Origin of the sequence: Veillonella parvula (assembly GCF_945949885.1) — a bacterium.
GTDB classification, from domain to species: Bacteria; Bacillota; Negativicutes; order Veillonellales; family Veillonellaceae; genus Veillonella; species Veillonella parvula_B.
On the sequence record NZ_CAMFFZ010000004.1, the window covers coordinates 46,108 to 64,441 of the forward strand.

Consider the following 18,334-nt stretch of genomic DNA (forward strand, 5'->3'; position numbering starts at 1 on the left):
CACATCTATTTACGCACTATATTTAAAGCCCCGTTAATAAGCCCAAACATTACATAGCCAGCAAAAATCATAACGGCCCAGGTATGCCAATCATACACGAGGCAAGCTACAACAAATATGGCTGTAAGTACAATAGAAAGTTTATTGATATAAATCTCACTTTTACCTTTAAAATCGGGATATTTAACTTCACTAACCATAAGGAGACCTATACCAATCATACAAACTACCAATACAAATTGAGGTACCGATACGCCACACAACACGTATGTCGCTGCTAAACACCCAGCGGCTGGAATTGGCAAACCTTCAAAATAGCCATGAACTTCGTCAGTTTTAATATTAAATCGCGCTAAACGAAATGCACCAAGCACTGCAAAAGCTAATAGTGGCACATATGCAATCCATCCTAAGCCATATAATTCTTTCATATAAAGCATATAGGCAGGCGCTACACCAAATCCCACTACATCAGACAGCGAATCAAGTTCCCGGCCCATTGGTCCTGCAACGTCTAAAGCTCTTGCAACGCGACCATCCAATCCATCTGCTACTAGAGACAATAATATACATATAGCTGCACAAAATGTATTATTGGTAGCAGACAACGTAATACCAAGAACACCAAATGCTAAATTTGCACTAGTAAATAAATTTGGGATAATAGATTTATTCATGTCGTAACCTCCCGATAATAGTGTCACCGCCTGTAATATGTTGACCTTTTTCCACGAACAGCTCTACATCCTTATCCATATAGAGCTCAGTACAGGAACCGAACTTAATCATTCCGTACAACTGACCGCGTTCAAGTACACTATCTAGGTCTGTCCAAGATACGATACGTCTTGCTAAAAGACCCGCAATTTGCGTTACTAATACGGAAGTACGATCATTTTCAATACAAATAGTATGACGTTCATTTTCAAAACCTACATCATCTTTGAAAGCGGGTAGGAAACTACCCATCGTATAGTGACGATATGTAATTTTACCAGCAATAGGTGCACGATTAGCATGCACATCAAAAACAGATAAGAAAATAGTTACTTTTTTACATTCTTTGTGTAAGTAAATATCTTCGTATACATCAGAAATATCCATGATTTTACCGTCCGCCGGAGATAAAATCAAATCTGGATCTTGAGGGATTACACGTTTAGGATTTCTAAAGAAATTGACGAAAAATAATGCCAGAATAAATGAAATAATCGCAATTACATAATGTCCTAAATATCCTAACACCACAGTGATAATGAGCATAGCTCCTATCAGAGGAAACCCTTCCTTAATTATTGGTCCTGTAGGCACAATTCAACACTCCTCTATTTATTTCTAATAACGGTCCACATAAACTTTGGAATAGCCAACATACGGCCAATCCGTTGAGGTTCTAAATATAATCGATACAACCATTCAAGTCGATTTCGTTGCATCCATTCTGGGGCCCGAGGAATATTACCTGCCAAGACATCAAAAGAACCACCAATACCGATAGCTACAACGCCATCAAGGTGACTCAACTTTTCTGCAATCCATTGTTCTTGCTTTGGTACACCTAAAGCAACAAATACCAATTTTGCTTTAGATTCAGCTATAGCTTTAATGATTTCTTGTTCCTCTGCACTATCAAAGAATCCGTCATGAATTCCTGCTATATTTAACGCACCTACCTGAGCAGATACATTATCAATCGCTCGTTGAGCAACACCAGGTGCCGCCCCCAAGCAGTATACAGGAATTTGATGAGTCGCCGCAACTTTGAACAATTCCTTAGTTACGTCTACACCTGTTACGCGTTCAGGCACATGTTCTCCTTGACGCTCTGCAGCCCATAAAATGCCAGCCCCATCGGGAACGACGAGACTAGCATTATTCAATATGTAGTGCAATGTAGGATTTTCATTAGCCAACATAACCATTTCTGCATTAGCCGTTGCTACTAAATGTAGCCCCGGCTGTTCAGTTAATTGTAAAATACGTTGGACTGCCTCATCCATTGTGACACAATCGATAGGCACAGATAAAACAGAAATACGTTTATTCAATGTAATACTCCATTATCAACCACTATAATTTGGTGCTTCAACGGTAATGCTTACATCATGCGGATGACTTTCTTTCAAACCAGCCGCTGTAATTTGAATGAATTGAGTGTTTTCAATCATTTCTTGGATGTTATGACATCCGCAATACCCCATACTTGCACGCAAACCACCAACCATTTGGAAAATTGTATCGGCCAACATACCTTTATATGGCACTCGACCTTCTATACCTTCAGGAACTAATTTCTTAGCTTCTGTTTGGAAATATCGATCTTTACTACCAAGTTTCATAGCCCCTAAACTACCCATGCCACGGTATACTTTATAAGAACGGCCTTGATAGATTACTGTTTCTCCAGGGCTTTCATCAGTGCCGGCTAAAATATTGCCCATCATAACTACATTAGCACCAGCCGCAATAGCTTTAGCAATATCACCAGAATATTTGATCCCCCCATCAGCGATGATAGGAACTCCATAGCGACGACCTACTTGGGCAGACTCATAGACTGCCGTAATTTGAGGTACCCCAATACCAGCAATGACACGAGTTGTACAAATAGAACCAGGTCCAATACCAACCTTAACCGCATCGGCACCAGCTTCGATAAGAGCCTCAGTGCCTGCTGCAGTTGCCACATTACCTGCAATTACAGGAATGTGAGGATACGCTTGTTTAATATCCTTCAACGTACGAAGAACACCTGCAGAATGCCCATGGGCAGTATCAACAATAATTACGTCAGCTTTAGCAGATACAAGAGCATCAAGTCTATCATACAAATCTTGAGAAACACCTACTGCGGCACCAACTAATAATCGGCCACTACCATCCTTTGCTGCATTTGGATACTTGGTCGCTTTTTCAATATCTTTAATCGTAATTAAGCCTTTTAAGTTACCATCGCCATCTACAAGAGGTAATTTTTCAATACGATGTTCACTTAAGATAGCTTTAGCCGCTTCAAGAGATGTACCTTCCGGTGCAGTAACAAGGGAATCTTTTGTCATGCATTCCCCGATTTGTCGGCTTAAATCAGTTTCAAAACGCATATCGCGATTTGTAATGATCCCTACTAGTTTACCATGTTCTGTGATAGGTACACCAGAAATTTTATATTTTTCCATAATTTCTGCTGCATCAGATAGTAAATTTTGAGGACTTAAGAAAATAGGATCAACGATAACACCATGTTCAGAGCGTTTTACCTTGTCAACTTCATGAGCTTGCTCTTCAATAGACATATTTTTGTGGATAACGCCAAGACCTCCTTCACGAGCCATAGCAATCGCCATCCGTGATTCGGTAACCGTATCCATCCCAGAACTAATCATAGGAATATTTAATATAATGTCACGAGTTAATTGAGTTTTTAACTCTACTTGATTAGGCAGTATATCAGAAGCTGCTGGTATTAATAATACATCATCAAAAGTTAGTCCACGCATACCGAATTTATCGTCTCTCATATTTCTTTCCTTTCCGTATAATAAAACAAAACTACGACCCGCCTAGTCCCTATGGACTAGGCGGTCAGTCGTAGCCTTAGCGTTCAGACCGCAAAATGCCGCCTTCCATATAATCATCTTTTTTCATATCTACGAAGATAACTTTTACTGCATCAGCAGGAACATTTACGATATCAACCGCAGCTTTTGTGATTGCTTCACCTAATTGTTTCTTTTGTTCTTTTGTGCGCCCTTCTACAAGCTCTACATGAATAATTGGCATATTAACCTCCATAGATGAAAAAAATAAAATAAATTGTTTGTTCTATTATACGGTATGAAAAACATATAGACAAGGAAAAAAGCCAGATAAAATCTAATATTATCGATGCTTATATACTTATTAATCCTACCTCTTAATTATACAATATTCTTAGAAATTTTTCACCAAATCTTTTTTCTAATTCTACTTTCATGACAATTTGTAATCTTTCTATTCCGAACCGACTTACAAATTCCAGCACATCTTTACGAGCCTCTACTAGAATCTCAATATCTTTGATGATATTAGCAACACGCAAATCAGGTAGTCCTGATTGAGCTAATCCAAACAATTGACCTGAACCGCGAAGCAATAAATCTTGCTCTGCAAGCTCAAATCCATCCTGGATTTGTTCCATCAGCTTTAAACGCTCTTGACTTACATCATTTTTAGAATCACTAACAAGAATACAATAGGACTGATGAGCGCCACGACCTACACGGCCCCGCAACTGATGTAGCTGAGACAGACCAAATCGCTCTGCCCCTTCAACGCACATAATGGTCGCATTTGGCACATTAACACCAACTTCGATAACTGTTGTAGAAACAAGTAATGAAATTTTACCCTTATGAAAGGCATTCATCACTTCATCTTTTTCACTCGGCTTCATACGACCGTGAACGAGACCCACTTCATAGGCCTTATAAAAGTATTCTTTTAATTCTAGATACAATTCCTCGGCGGCTTGTAAGTCTAATTTTTCGGATTCTTCTACAAGGGGGCACACCACGTAGACCTGACGCCCCTCTGCCATTTCCTTGCCGAAGAAAGTGCGTAATCTATCTTTATAAGAACTATCTACAGCATATGTTTTAACAGGTTTTCGCCCTGGTGGCATTTCTTTTATTAAGGATACTGCCAAATCACCATATACGGATAATGTCATAGTACGAGGGATTGGTGTAGCCGTCATGATAAGTACATGAGGATATGTTCCCTTCTGTTGCAATCTTGCCCGTTGTTCTACACCGAAACGATGTTGCTCATCGATGATAACAAGGCCTAGATTATGGAAATTAACCCCCTCTTGGATAAGAGCATGAGTGCCAATAATCATATGAATTGTTCCATCAGCTAAGCCTTCATAGATGCGTTCTTTTTCCTTTTTCGTGGAAGATCCAGTTAATAGTTCTATAGTAATACCTAAATTAGCACATACAGTTCGTATCCCTTCGTAATGTTGAGTCGCTAAAATCTCCGTAGGCGCCATAATTGCCCCCTGGTACCCATTTTCGATGGCTTTTAACAAACTCAAGGTCGCCACAACGGTTTTACCAGAGCCTACATCACCTTGCAACAACCTTTGCATAGGTCGTTCGTCTTCCATATCGATACAAATATCTTCTAATGCTCGTTGTTGATCACCTGTTAAGGAGAACGGTAAATTCTCTACACACTGAGCCATTAGTTCCCCGTTTGGTCCCATTTTAGGACCTCTGTGGCATTGCTCTTTATTTCGCAACAAAGCTAAGCCAGCTTGCATGACGAACAACTCTTCATAGGCCAATTGATGACGAGCCTCTTCGTAGTGCTCTGAGGAGTCTGGGAAATGCATCATCTTAAAAGCATCATATCGACTCATATAATAATGACTTTCACGAACCTCCACAGGTAAAATCTCTGGTAACTCATGATTAGCTGCAAACCAATTGCGTACAGATGATCGTATCACAAATTGAGATATTCCATCAGCAAGCGCGTAAATAGGAACGATACCTCGATCTGGTTCACCACCTTCTCCTAAATTTTCCATTTGTGGTGTATTCATTTGCATTGAACCATATTGAAACTCAGCTTTACCATACACATATAGACGCTGCCCCTTTTTGTAAAAGTTCTTTCTATACCCTTGATTAAACAAAACAATCTTCAATGGGCCTGTGCCATCTGCAATGACGACCTCTAAAATAGACAATCGAGGACGAGGTCGCTTTTCTTGTACGGCAATAACAGTACCTACCACACCGCCTGTCATACCTGATTTTAAATCACCAATTCTATACATCGTACGGCGATCTTCATAGGTTCTAGGGAAGTAAGTCAATAAGGATGTAACATTGGTAATTCCCAACTTATGCAATTGTTTCTCGCGACCAGGACCAATTCCCTTTATAGTCGTCAATCGTTCATCCATAAAAACTCCTTTAAATATACGATAAACACATGAGATATATCCAATTTCTGTATATCCTTGTGCAAAAGCCCTTTCATATCTTAGAATATGATATATAGTATACCTTATATTGTAGTATATTTCATAAAAAGAGCAATATGTACGACAAAAATACTTGCTTTAAGCTATTCTTTATGATAATATACTTTTGTTATGTTATAGATTAAGCTTGGAGGTGGAAACTATGGCAAACCTTTGCGAAGTATGTGGTAAATCCACATCTAGCGGTATGAACGTGAGTCATTCTCACATTCGCACAAGAAAAACTTGGAAACCGAACATTCAAAGAGTACGGGCGGTTGTAGACGGTGCTACTAAAAAAGTAAACGTATGCACTCGTTGCCTTCGTTCTAATAAAATTACACGCGCGTAAAATAAAAAGTACATGTACTCTTTGGGGTTCTAGAGCCCCAAAAAAAGCAGTTAGTTCAAATTGAACTAACTGCTTTTTTTGTTATTTATAATGTAATATTTGGAATATAGTATTGTTTAAATAGCTTAATAGCATATTGATCTGTTAAGCCTGCCACATAATCTACTACATCAAACGTAGAATAAAACTCTTTTCCAGTTTCACAACCTTCCATATCATCTGGGTACTCCATGAAGTGAGTGAATAAATTTTTTACAACATGGGATGCCTTTTTGCGATCCGGAATTAAAGCTGGTGCCAAATAAACATGTTTAAACATAAATTGACGGAATAGATTCATCGTCATTTCCACATCAGCAGACATGGATATAGCTGGCTTATCCAAGGATTCGCGTACCATATCCTCAACCATTGCAGTAATCATACTAGATGGAGTCATACCAAAATGCTCGCGTACTTCAAAAGGTAACTCCTCTGCCGTCAACATACCTGCCCGTTGGGCATCATCAAAATCATGACACAAATACGCAATGCGGTCTACAATACGAATAATCTGACCTTCTAAGGTCACAGGAATTGTAGCCCCTGTGTGACCTACGATGCCATCTCGAACAGCCGTGGTTAAATTGAGCCCTTGGTGATTACCATGTCTTTCTAACACCTCAACCATGCGCAAACTTTGCTCATTATGATTGAAGTGCCCCACCATATCTCGCAATGCATATTCGCCTACATGACCAAATGGTGTATGCCCCACATCATGGCCCATGGCAATAGCTTCCACAAGATCCTCATTCAAACGTAAAGCACGAGCCACAGTACGACCAATTTGACCTACCTCAAGGGTATGGGTCATGCGTGTCCGATAATGGTCACCTGGCGCAATATATACCTGTGTCTTATGCTTTAATCGTCTAAAACATTTACTGTGAATAATGCGGTCCCGATCGCGTTGGAACGCAGTTCTAAGTGGATCAGGCTCTTCTTCTATATCACGGATTGCATCGCGGCTTTTAGCTGCATAGGGAGACAGAAGCAAAGCCTCCCTCTCCTCTATTTGTTCACGTATATTCATTTACCCTCCAACGCGCGATTTTTATCAATCAATTGCATGACAAGGGAAGCTGTTTCTTCAATGGATTTATTAGAAACATCTAACATTTGGCAGTGCAAACGACGCATGATAGCCTTTGCATAATCCAATTCAGATTGAATACGCTCAATAGATGCATAATTTGCTTCGTCTTCAAGACCGATAGCGCGTAAACGTTCACTTCGAATATTATTTAATTTGTATGGATCTATAATAAGGCCCACGATTTTTTTTGCCGGAATTTTGAATAATTCCTCTGGCAACGGTACCTCTGGCACTAGTGGCAAATTTGCGGCTTTAATCTTTTTGTATGCCAAGAACATGGACAATGGTGTCTTACTAGTTCTAGATACACCAATAATAACTATATCGGCCTTTTCAAAACCAGATGGATTTTTACCATCATCATATTTCACGGCAAACTCAATAGCTTCAACCTTTTTAAAATACTCTTGGTCGAGCTTATGAACCATACCTGCCGTCATGCGCGGTTTAGTAGTTGCAATAGTACCAACTGCATCGAGAACAGGCCCCATGATATCCACAGCCGGAATATTATATTCAGCCACCTTCTCATGCAAATACTTACGTAAAGACGCAGACACAATGGTATGGCAAATAACATGATTCCCACGTTTTGCGTCGTCTATAACCTCATCAATTTGGTTTTCACTATCAATATAGGGAACACGGACAATTTCAATTTGCTCCTTATCATATTGACTCGCCGTAGCTCTCGCTACAGCCTCAGCAGTTTCCCCCAGGGAATCCGATATTGCATAAATAATTTTTTCTGCCATTCTATCAACCTCAGTGTATGCTACATTCTAAAAATACTTTTGCTACCGTCGTTTTTGATACACGGCCCACAACCTTTAAGCGTTTCTTGTTACCTACATCCTCACGAACGACGACAGGTAAACAATCTACTTCATAATCTATCATTTTCTGTGCAGCCTCTACCAAAGTATCGGTAGGCTCCACCGCTATAACCTTGCTTACAGGGGTCATAATCATGGATATAGGCATGGTATGCGAATCTGTTTGTCCCATAGAGGCGCGTAATAAATCTTTTCGAGATACCACACCCATTAGGTATGAGCCATCACAAACTAATATGGTACCTACATCCTCTGTAAATAATGTGACAATTGTATCATACAAACTCGTATCCCCATTAACCACGACTGCTTGAGATAATACATCACTTACCAGAAATGACTTTAATCGCTCAGCCGTCTGTGTTTCCTTTGAAAGTCCTACATAGTAATAGCCTACGTTTGGACGTGCATCTAACACACCTAACATGGTCAATACAGATAAATCTGAGCGCAGCGCAGATCTTGTGACCTCTAAATGTTCAGCAATGGCACTACCTGTTACAGGACCTTCTTCGCGAACGATTTGAGCAATTTGTTCTTGTCGTTTCGACAGTTTCACACGGTAACCCCCTTTCATCTCTGTTTGTATTATATCGTAAGTTACCATTCAGAAAAAGAGGAGACCCACAGGCCTCCTCTTTCACTATAACTATATTGTTACCAAGTTAGTTAGTCAGATTCTTGACGACCACGACCAGTCATAGCATCAAGCATAATTCGTTGTTCAAATTGAGCCACCATTTTCTTAGTATTAACTACTGCATCTGGGTTAACAGAAATGGAGTCGATACCGCTCTTCACAAGGAATTCGCAAAGTTCAGGATATACGCTTGGCGCTTGACCACAGATGGATACAGTTTTACCATCTTTATGGGCCACCTCAATGAGGTGACGAATTGCTCTGCGAACTGCTAGATTACGTTCATCATAGATATGTTGAACTGTTTCGTTATCGCGGTCACAACCAAGTACAAGCATAGTCAAGTCGTTAGAACCGATAGAATAACCATCTACGTATTTATTAAATTGATCAGCCAAGATAATGTTAGATGGAATCTCCGCCATGAGCCATACTTTAAAGTCTTTGCTACGTGCAAGACCTTCTTGCGCCATTAAATTAGTCACCAATTCAGCTTCTTCCACAGTACGGCAGAATGGAATCATAACTTGCAAGTTTTTGAAACCAAATTCATTGCGTACTTTTTTGATTGCTTCTAATTCTAATTTGAAAGCAGGTGTATATTTAGGGTCATAGTAACGGGAAGCACCACGCCAGCCAAGTAATGCACTGGACTCATGTGGTTCATATTTATCACCACCTTTAAGGTCACGGTATTCACTAGATTTGAAGTCGCTCAAACGAACTACTACTTGGCGAGGCGCTAACGCTTGACAGACTTTACGCATACCTTCTGCCAATGTATTTACAGCAAAGTCACTGCGACCTGTTTCGATAAGGTGTAATGGATGTTCATGGATGAAGGTAGTCCAAATAAACTCTTCACGCATGAGACCGATGCCATCACATGGTAATACGCCATATTTTTGAGCCAAGTCAGGATCGCCTAGGTTCATGTAAATTTTAGTGCCTGTTACAGGTACATATTCAGCTGCTACACCTGTAGAAGCTTGAGCTTCAGGCTTTTTAACGATATCTTCTAATACACCATCGTATACGATACCATTTGTAGCATCAACGGTAATCATTTGACCATCTTTAATAGATGTAGTCGCTTCATGACTGCGACTCTTAGTACCTACGATACAAGGAATGCCAAGCTCACGGCTAACGATGGACGCATGACAAGTCATACCGCCAGCATCAGTAACGATAGCTTTTGCTTTTTTCATGGCTGGCACCCAGTCAGGCGCAGTCATCGCAGTTACAAGAATTTCCCCTTCTTTGAACTCATCGATATCCTCAGGATTGATGATAACATGAGCTTTACCAACTGCATTACCAGGGGAAGCCGGCAAACCTTTTACAATAATATCGCGATTACCTGCATCTAATGTGCTAGTTTTTTTGGATGTTTCTGATTTTTCTTTGCGAGACCAAACTGTTTCTGGACGAGCTTGCAAAATCCAAATCTTGTCATTGCGTTCATCTACGCCCCATTCCATATCCATGTAGCAGCCATAATGTTTTTCAATTGCTTTTGCATATTCAGCAAGCTCCAAAACTTGAGAATCTGTAATAACTTGTTTTTTTGCTTCGTCGGCTGGAACCACTTCTTCAACGCAGTCACCATCGGCTTTACGAACAAGGCGGACATGTTTATCGTTAATCATACGGTCCGTAATTTCCATCTTTTCTTTATCCACACGGAAATTATCTGGTGTAACCGTACCTTGTACAACATATTCACCAAGACCCCAAGAGCCTTCAATAAGAATATTGTTATCATTGCCCGTTACAAGATCAACAGTAAACATTACACCAGCTGCTTTAGAAAATACCATCATTTGAACTGCAGCACTCAATGCTACTGTCATATGATCGAAGCCTTGTTTTACACGGTAGTATGTTGCACGGTCTGTGAAAGTAGATGCGTAACATTCTTTTACTTTTTCGATGATAACATCAGCACCGCGAACATTTAAATACGTATCTTGTTGGCCTGCAAAGCTTGCATCTGGTAAATCTTCGGCTGTTGCACTAGAACGAACAGCTACGAAAGGATCCTTTTCGTTTACTTTTTTACCAAGTTCTTCATAAGCATGACGGATAGCATCTGCCAAATCTTTAGGCATTTCTTCTTCGCAAATCATGTGGCGAATCTTAGCACATACTTCGCGCAATAATGCAGAATTTTCTACATCATCTAACGCATCAAGTTTAGCGCGGATTTTATCTTCTAAACCTGTAGCTTTCATAAACTCACGATAACCGTGAGCAGTTGTTGCAAAGCCATAAGGTACAGGTACATTAGTGGAGGATGTCAATTCTCCTAAAGAAGAAGACTTACCACCTACTAAATTAACATCTTCACGTTGTAATTCATCAAACCAAAGTACGTATGCTGTTTCGCGATTCATGTGAGAACCTCCTAGATTAATTAGTGCAACACATTAAACCTTTTACACATAAATAGTATACCTTAATTTAAAATCTGTCAATTTATATGAGCATTAATATGCAAATAAACATCCCTATATATATCTAAAAAGTTCTTTAGTACTCGCCCCGTAAGTCCCCATATGGTGTATTGTTTATAGGGATAGAAATAGACGGAATAGTTTTGTCTGATTTTCCAATCGATATTGTAGCCTTCCAGGAGATGAAACGGAAAATCACGCAACGGTCTTGTAGCTATGTCTAAGTGACCTACGGTTGGTTCCATGTCTAGTAGATATTGTAAGGGAACTGTAAATACCTCTCCTACTTCATCGGAATTTGGTTTTAAATCACTTGTATGTAGTCGCACTGCTACGGCATATAGTTTTACACCTATGGCGGATACTAGACAGTCTAAATTGCCTAGCAGTTCAATTTGATCTAAATCTATACCCAGTTCCTCAGAGCATTCACGCATGGCTGCATGAGCACCACTTTTATCATTAGGTTCACAGTGCCCGCCAGGGAAACTGATTTCACCTGGTTGACGTCGCAATGTATTGCTACGCACGGTAAACACCACATGATCTTCTCCATCGATTTTTAATAGAGGCACGGCTACTGCCGCAGTGATAACATCAATATCGGTAAGAACAGTATGTTCCCGCTGCTCTAGAAAGTTAGTTAATTTTTTGTCCATATTATATGACCTCTTACAAGTTAATATGATCCGTTTACAAACACTATTTAGCTTTAAATGGTATATGAATTAAAGTTTAATGTTTCAAATTCAAATTTTATATTTACTTTCATTATACATTAACTTGTAAGTCCAATGCTTTGATTCATAAATAGTAAAATATGATAAATAAATATCTTAAAGATAGAAAAAACTGTGACAAGGTTTCTGTACCTCATCACAGTTTTATATTAGTTAAATTTAATTTTTAGGAATTTGCGTTTACCGACTTGAAGGATCATGCCGTCTTCAAGAGTAATGTTTTCTTCGCTATATTTTTCGCCATTTACTTTGAAAGCACCTGCTTTAATGGAGCGACGTGCTTCACCATTAGATGCAGTTAAGCCAGCATCTGTACAGAATTGTGGTACAAAGATTGCTTCTGTTGGCACATCCATAGCATACTCAGGAATGTCTGTAGGCATAGCACGTTGTTGGAACACGCGTTTAAATTCTTCTTCCGCTTCGAGAGCCTCCTCTTCACCATGATATAAGCGAACGATGGTACGAGCCAATTGCATTTTAGCATCACGAGGATGTAACTCCCCGGATTCAAGACGTTTTGCCATATCCTCTTGCTCTTCGATAGACATATCTGTAACGAGCATGAAGTAACGCATCATCAATTCATCAGGAATGGACATCGCTTTACCATACATTTCTTTAGGTTCTTCATCAATACCGATGTAGTTACCTAAAGATTTACTCATTTTTTGAACGCCATCAAGACCTTCAAGCAATGGCATTGTAATAACAACTTGTGACTCTTGACCTTCCAATTCTTGTAAATGACGACCCATTAACAAGTTAAAAGTTTGGTCTGTACCACCAAATTCAACGTCAGCATGTAATGCTACGGAATCTTGACCTTGCATCAATGGGTACATGAACTCATGCACGCCAATAGGACGACCTTCTTTAAAGCGTTTGCTGAAATCATCGCGTTCCATCATACGTGCAACTGTATAGGAACTAGCCAAACGAAGTACGTCAGCAAAATTCATAGATTCTAACCATTCGCTATTGTCACGAACAATTGTTTTTTCAGGATCTAATACCTTGAAGATTTGTGTTTTATAAGTTTCAGCATTTTTCAATACTTCTTCTTTTGTTAATGGTGGACGAGTAACACTTTTACCAGTAGGATCACCAATACGAGCAGTAAAGCCACCGATAACGATCACTACTTGATGACCAAATTCTTGGAATAAACGTAGCTTACGAAGAGGAACAGTATGTCCCAAATGAATGTCTGGAGCCGTTGGATCCAAACCTAGTTTTACAACTAGTGGTTTATTTTCCTTAATGGATTTCTCTATTTTTTTTACAAGATCTTGTTCGTTAATTAAATCCGCTACACCATGTTTAATTTGGCGCACTTGTTCTTGAGCACTAATCATGATAATCCTCCTAGAAATACTATTGTTTTAGTATACCATTATCTAAAAACTTTCACAATTATATATAGTATTGGATTTAAACCATTTATGATATAATATTTATAACTGCGTAATAGAATTTACGTTATATTTACTAAAAGAAAAAAGAGGTGACTCTATGAGTAGTAACTCAAATACGAGAGCCAATCGCCGCTCAAATGGTAATGGTTCTACGCCGAAGAAAACAAATCCTAAGCGTCTATTTTGGATTTGTACACTTCTCTTTATCCTCATCGTAGCCGGTGGTGGCTGTGGTTTCATAAGTGCCACATTATCAAATCTACCGGATGTATCCAATGTACGCCCTTCTGCATCGTCTCAAATTTATGACGTGCACGGCAATCTCATTACTACGGTTCACTCCACAGAAAATAGATTGCCAGTACCTCTAAAAGATGTACCAAAAGATTTACAGAATGCCTTTGTAGCTACAGAAGATTCCCGTTTCTATACGCATCATGGTATTGACCCAATTGGTATTTTACGTGCTGTATGGGTAAACATTGTACATAGCGGTGTATCTGAAGGTGGTTCTACAATTACTCAACAATTAGCTCGTAATGCATTCTTATCCCAAGATAGAACATTAAAACGTAAAATTTCCGAAGCATTATTAGCGCTTAAAATTGAACAACATTACACCAAGGATGAAATCCTTGAAATGTATATGAACCAAATCTACTTTGGTCAAGGTGCTTACGGTGTACAATCTGCATCTCATGTATATTTTGGTAAGGATGCTAGTGAGTTAACACTTGCACAAGCGGCGCTCATTGCTGGTTTACCACAAAGCCCTAACTATTACTCCCCATTCAATGATTTAGAGGCTAGTAAAAAACGTCAAGCTGTCGTATTAGGCCAAATGGTAAAATATGGTTATATTACACAAGAGCAAGCTGACGAAGCTCGTCAAGCAGATTTAGGTTTAATAGCTAAACAAGAACAAGCTCATGAGAAATCTAATGCATCTTACTTCATTAACTATGTTATTTCTCAGATTTCTGAAAAGTACGGCGATGATGCCATCTATAAAGATGGGTTAAAAATCTATACTACTCTCGATATGGATGCACAAAATGCTGCTGTTGCAGCAATGCAAAATTTGCCTAATTACTACACTGATAAAAATGGATTATCTCAACCACAAGGTGCTATAGTAGCTATGAACCCTCACAATGGTTACATTGTAGCCATGGTCGGTGGTCGCGGTGATGACGCTTTCAACCGCGCTACACAAGCAGAACGTCAACCTGGTTCCACTATGAAACCTTTCGTTTATTTAGCAGCTATTCAATCAGGTAAAACTCCTGGTTCTATAGTTGAGGACAGTCCTGTTACCTTCGGTAATTGGAGTCCTAAAAACTATGAAAACGACTACGAAGGTAATATTACATACCGCTACGCATTACAACATTCTCGCAATGTAGCAGCTGTAAAAGTTGCCGATGAAGTAGGTATGACTAAAGTTATCAATCTTGCTAAAGAAATGGGTATCTCTACTCTAACTGATCAAGATTACAACTTATCGACAGCACTTGGCGGTTTAACTCATGGTGTTACACCTCTTGATATGGTACAGGCTTACGGTGTACTTGCTAATGGCGGTATCAAGGTTCAACCTACAGCCATCCTTAAAATTGTAGATCGCAACGGCCAAGTTGTAGAAGAAAATTCTATCCAAGAAAAACGCGTTATTGATGAAAAAGATGCGGCCATCATGACTAATATGCTAGAATCTGTTATAAATGGTGGTACTGGCGGTAATGCAGCCATCGGTCGTCCTGCAGCAGGTAAAACAGGTACTACTGATGACTCCAAAGATGCTTGGTTCATAGGTTACACTCCAGATTTAGTAGCTGCTGTTTGGATTGGTGATGACTACGGCACCGAAACATTACACGGTATTACGGGTGGTAGTACACCTGCTGTTATGTGGGGTCAATTCATGTCCAATGCTCTTGCCAATACTCCGGCCTCTGACTTCCCTGTCCCAGCTAGCGCACAAGCAGCAATCTCTGAAGGTTACGTCAATCCTGCAAAGGCACAACCTAAAAAAGAAGATAAAAAGGACGAAAAAGCAGATAAGAAAGATGATACAGGCAAAGCAACAGATGAAAAAATCAAAAGTAATGACAAGCCTCAAAAAGAAGAGGTCACAGAGCAAAAATCAAATTCATCGAAAAATAAAAAGTCTAAAAAGGAACGCTAATTCAACAGTAGTTTCTAAAAGGGCGGAACTCAGTGTTCCGCCCTTTCTTTTTATACATATTTACTATCTAAATATTATCTCTATAAAAAAGGTAGCAAGCCATAAGAGCTGATTGATATGTACCCTTTTATTTCCATATACAATTTTCTGAAGATTATATTTTTATTTTAGAACTACATTCGTAGCCCCTGCACCACCTTCATCATAACCGGCTGTTTCAAAGTGCGCTACATGAGGCAAGGTACGTAAATATTGGTGAACGCCTTCACGTAATGCACCTGTACCCTTACCATGAATAATACGCACTTGATTAACACCACCAAGCAAAGCTTGGTCAATGAATCTACCTACAGAAACGGTCGCTTCATCTACTGTTTGACCAAGAATATTAATTTCCGTACGGACTTCTTTTTGACGTTGTACTGCCGATCCACCCATACGTTTTCTTGTTTTAGGCATAACTGCTTTTTGTTCACGTGCGAGTTTGTTGCCTTCTTCACATGTAGTAGATTGTAATTCGCTAACCTTAACGGTGGCTGTTAGCCCATTAATATCAACATTCACACGATTACCATTGATAGATAACACAGTACCTAACGAACGCAAGGATGTAACATAAACAGCTTGGCCAACCTTAATAGCATCTGCAGTTAACGACTTACGCTCATCATCCACTGGAGTTTCTGGTACATGAACACTAGAAATTCCCTTACGTGCTGCATTAATAGCCGATTGACGCCTATCCTTATTTGTTTCAGAAAATTGCGCTTTCAATTGCTTGATAATCGCTTCCCCTTCAACGCGTAAACTTCGTTTCATGGATTCTGCATCAGCCTGAGCTTTGGCTAAGATTTGTTTACGTTTTTCGTTAAACTGTTTCTTTTCCTTCTCTAGTTGTCCACGCATGCGACGTGTTTCATCGAGCTCTTTCTTTAGTGCTCTTTCTCGCTCAGACGCTTTTCGAAGTTGTTCATTTAAATCTAAAAGAACCTCTTCCATTTCGTGGCTACCAAATTGAGATTTGTATTCTGCCGCACGAGTTACGATATCCTTAGGCAATCCTAAACGAGCAGCAATGCTCAATGCATGGCTACTACCGGCTACACCGATATGTAATCGATACGTAGGTTTCAAAGTGCGTTCATCAAACTCTACGTGACCATTTTCAATACCTTCCGTATGGTACGCATAATTTTTAAGCTCATTATAGTGGGTACTTACCATCATAAGAGCACCCTTTTTACGGAAGAATTCCAAAATAGATACAGCTAATGCACTACCTTCCTCTGGATCAGTACCGGAGCCAAGTTCATCGAGCAATACCAAGTCATTAGACCCACAATGTTTAATAATGGAAATCACTTGTGTCATGTGAGCGGAGAACGTACTGAGGCTTGCCTCAATACTTTGCTCATCCCCAATATCAGCAAAGATATTATGGAATACTGGCAACATGGAACCGTGATCTGCAGGGATAAATAAACCACATTGGTTCATTAAACTCAATAGACCTAATGTTTTAAGGGATACTGTTTTACCACCTGTATTAGAACCAGTAATTAATAAAATACGATATGATGTGCCTAATAAAATATTCGTAGGCACCACCACATTCGGTGAAATTAATGGATGACGCGCTCTCATGAGATTTACTGTTCTATCAGTACTCAAGATAGCTGGCACACCCTTATAAGAAATAGCAAGGCTCGCCTTACCATATACAAATTCGATATGGGATACCTTTTCACAAGCATCCATCAAAGCATTACTATGTTGTTTTACAAGAGCCGATAATTCACGATAAATACGCAAGACCTCTTGCTCTTCACCAATTAAAGCCTCTTGTAGTTCATTATTTAGATTCACCAAATGCATCGGTTCAATGTAGAGAGTTTGACCCGTTGCAGAACGATCGTGGATGAGGCCGTCAAAATATTGACGATATTCCTGTTTTACAGGGATTACGTATCGATTGTTACGCTGTGTAATGATGGTTTCTTGGAAATATTTTTGATTATCCTTGTCGTGTAAGATCGCTTGAATATCATTTTTAATCTTTTCCCGAGTTTTAATAATTGTATTTCGAAGGCTCGCCAACTTAGGAGATGCTGTATCTAGTAATTCCCCTTTATCATCAAAGACCCGTTTAAAACGGTTTTCAATGCGATCTGTATTTGGCATATCCTGTACCCATAAGGATAGCAACGGATATTCCATATATTTCGTTCTAAAGAACTTAGTCATCCGTTTATAAGCATCAATGGTCAGATAAATATCCCATAAGGCTTCTCGAGTGAGAACGAAATCTTTACGACTCTTTTTACAGGACTCACGAATATCTCGTGTTCCACCTAGCGGTTGTTCTACCTCTGTTTGCAATGATCGCATTGCCTCTGCCGTTTCATCAAGATTCTCTTGAATCTGTTTTGCATCAATCATTGGCTCAATATTCATAGCCAATTCTTTTGCAATAGCAGAGCTACAATGCTGTTGTAATTGTTCTTTTATATGATGAAAGTCTAATACATCTTCGTTAAACAATGTACT

The 18,334-nt window shown here is 39.4% G+C and carries 15 protein-coding genes; 2 read left to right on the forward strand and 13 right to left on the reverse strand.

Features of this window, described 5'->3' with window-relative positions; translation table 11 throughout:
- Positions 1-5 precede the first annotated feature (5 nt).
- From pssA to recG, 6 genes are all read right to left on the reverse strand, one after another.
- Positions 6-677 (reverse strand): CDP-diacylglycerol--serine O-phosphatidyltransferase, encoded by a 672-nt coding sequence (gene pssA / locus Q7O55_RS02335; RefSeq protein ID WP_303928001.1) that lies wholly within the window; start codon positions 675-677, stop codon positions 6-8.
- Positions 670-1,311 (reverse strand): phosphatidylserine decarboxylase family protein, encoded by a 642-nt coding sequence (locus Q7O55_RS02340; RefSeq protein WP_302498075.1) that lies wholly within the window; start codon positions 1,309-1,311, stop codon positions 670-672. The genes pssA and Q7O55_RS02340 overlap by 8 nt, the downstream gene beginning before the upstream one ends.
- A 14-nt stretch (positions 1,312-1,325) precedes the next feature.
- On the reverse strand, positions 1,326-2,048 hold the full coding sequence (locus Q7O55_RS02345) for a WecB/TagA/CpsF family glycosyltransferase (RefSeq protein WP_303928005.1): 723 nt from the start codon (positions 2,046-2,048) through the stop codon (positions 1,326-1,328).
- 15 nt (positions 2,049-2,063) lie between these two features.
- Positions 2,064-3,518 carry an IMP dehydrogenase gene (guaB, locus tag Q7O55_RS02350; protein WP_303928006.1) on the reverse strand — a complete coding sequence of 485 codons (1,455 nt, stop codon included), beginning with the start codon at positions 3,516-3,518 and terminating at the stop codon, positions 2,064-2,066.
- 76 nt (positions 3,519-3,594) lie between these two features.
- Positions 3,595-3,780, reverse strand: coding sequence for a 4-oxalocrotonate tautomerase (locus tag Q7O55_RS02355; protein ID WP_004696087.1), 186 nt, complete (start codon positions 3,778-3,780; stop codon positions 3,595-3,597).
- 133 nt (positions 3,781-3,913) lie between these two features.
- Positions 3,914-5,956, reverse strand: a complete 2,043-nt coding sequence (gene recG / locus Q7O55_RS02360; protein ID WP_303928008.1) for an ATP-dependent DNA helicase RecG — start codon at positions 5,954-5,956, stop codon at positions 3,914-3,916.
- A 223-nt stretch (positions 5,957-6,179) separates the two neighbouring features.
- Here recG and rpmB point away from each other — a divergent pair, with 223 nt between their 5' ends.
- On the forward strand, positions 6,180-6,368 hold the full coding sequence (gene rpmB / locus Q7O55_RS02365; protein WP_005386334.1) for a 50S ribosomal protein L28: 189 nt from the start codon (positions 6,180-6,182) through the stop codon (positions 6,366-6,368).
- A gap of 85 nt (positions 6,369-6,453) precedes the next feature.
- Here the strand turns inward: rpmB and Q7O55_RS02370 are convergent, their stop codons facing one another.
- The 6 genes from Q7O55_RS02370 to tyrS all read right to left on the reverse strand — a co-directional run bounded on the left by Q7O55_RS02370 (position 6,454) and on the right by tyrS (position 13,539).
- Complete coding sequence (locus Q7O55_RS02370; protein ID WP_303928009.1) at positions 6,454-7,443, reverse strand: deoxyguanosinetriphosphate triphosphohydrolase; 990 nt, start codon at positions 7,441-7,443, stop codon at positions 6,454-6,456.
- Positions 7,440-8,261 (reverse strand): pyruvate, water dikinase regulatory protein, encoded by an 822-nt coding sequence (locus Q7O55_RS02375; RefSeq protein ID WP_303928011.1) that lies wholly within the window; start codon positions 8,259-8,261, stop codon positions 7,440-7,442. The genes Q7O55_RS02370 and Q7O55_RS02375 overlap by 4 nt, the downstream gene beginning before the upstream one ends.
- 10 nt (positions 8,262-8,271) lie before the next feature.
- Positions 8,272-8,901, reverse strand: coding sequence for a helix-turn-helix transcriptional regulator (locus tag Q7O55_RS02380; protein ID WP_239649290.1), 630 nt, complete (start codon positions 8,899-8,901; stop codon positions 8,272-8,274).
- A 110-nt stretch (positions 8,902-9,011) separates the two neighbouring features.
- Positions 9,012-11,381, reverse strand: coding sequence for a phosphoenolpyruvate synthase (gene ppsA, locus Q7O55_RS02385; RefSeq protein WP_303928013.1), 2,370 nt, complete (start codon positions 11,379-11,381; stop codon positions 9,012-9,014).
- A gap of 77 nt (positions 11,382-11,458) precedes the next feature.
- Positions 11,459-12,100, reverse strand: a complete 642-nt coding sequence (locus tag Q7O55_RS02390) for a CoA pyrophosphatase (RefSeq protein WP_303928015.1) — start codon at positions 12,098-12,100, stop codon at positions 11,459-11,461.
- Between the two features lie 230 nt (positions 12,101-12,330).
- The gene (tyrS, locus tag Q7O55_RS02395; RefSeq protein WP_303928016.1) at positions 12,331-13,539 is read right to left on the reverse strand and encodes a tyrosine--tRNA ligase; all 1,209 of its coding nucleotides are present in this window, start codon (positions 13,537-13,539) and stop codon (positions 12,331-12,333) included.
- Between the two features lie 157 nt (positions 13,540-13,696).
- Between tyrS and Q7O55_RS02400 the strand changes: the two genes are divergently transcribed.
- Entirely contained in the window at positions 13,697-15,787 is a 2,091-nt protein-coding gene (locus tag Q7O55_RS02400) for a transglycosylase domain-containing protein (RefSeq protein WP_303928018.1), read from the forward strand.
- Positions 15,788-15,949: 162 nt separating this feature from the next.
- On the opposite strand, the gene Q7O55_RS02405 is transcribed toward Q7O55_RS02400, so the two are convergent.
- Positions 15,950-18,328: an endonuclease MutS2 gene (locus Q7O55_RS02405; RefSeq protein ID WP_303928020.1), complete on the reverse strand. Its 2,379-nt coding sequence runs from the start codon at positions 18,326-18,328 to the stop codon at positions 15,950-15,952.
- Positions 18,329-18,334 lie beyond the last annotated feature (6 nt).

What these genes read in the sequence shown, in the direction of transcription:
- ppsA (WP_303928013.1), bottom strand. Translation starts at nt 11,381, where the DNA reads ATGAATCGCGAAACAGCATACGTACTTTGGTTTGATGAATTACAACGT.
- tyrS (WP_303928016.1), bottom strand. Translation starts at nt 13,539, where the DNA reads ATGATTAGTGCTCAAGAACAAGTGCGCCAAATTAAACATGGTGTAGCG.
- Q7O55_RS02370 (WP_303928009.1), bottom strand. Translation starts at nt 7,443, where the DNA reads ATGAATATACGTGAACAAATAGAGGAGAGGGAGGCTTTGCTTCTGTCT.
- Q7O55_RS02375 (WP_303928011.1), bottom strand. Translation starts at nt 8,261, where the DNA reads ATGGCAGAAAAAATTATTTATGCAATATCGGATTCCCTGGGGGAAACT.
- recG (WP_303928008.1), bottom strand. Translation starts at nt 5,956, where the DNA reads ATGGATGAACGATTGACGACTATAAAGGGAATTGGTCCTGGTCGCGAG.
- Q7O55_RS02390 (WP_303928015.1), bottom strand. Translation starts at nt 12,100, where the DNA reads ATGGACAAAAAATTAACTAACTTTCTAGAGCAGCGGGAACATACTGTT.
- rpmB (WP_005386334.1), top strand. Translation starts at nt 6,180, where the DNA reads ATGGCAAACCTTTGCGAAGTATGTGGTAAATCCACATCTAGCGGTATG.
- Q7O55_RS02400 (WP_303928018.1), top strand. Translation starts at nt 13,697, where the DNA reads ATGAGTAGTAACTCAAATACGAGAGCCAATCGCCGCTCAAATGGTAAT.
- guaB (WP_303928006.1), bottom strand. Translation starts at nt 3,518, where the DNA reads ATGAGAGACGATAAATTCGGTATGCGTGGACTAACTTTTGATGATGTA.
- pssA (WP_303928001.1), bottom strand. Translation starts at nt 677, where the DNA reads ATGAATAAATCTATTATCCCAAATTTATTTACTAGTGCAAATTTAGCA.
- Q7O55_RS02355 (WP_004696087.1), bottom strand. Translation starts at nt 3,780, where the DNA reads ATGCCAATTATTCATGTAGAGCTTGTAGAAGGGCGCACAAAAGAACAA.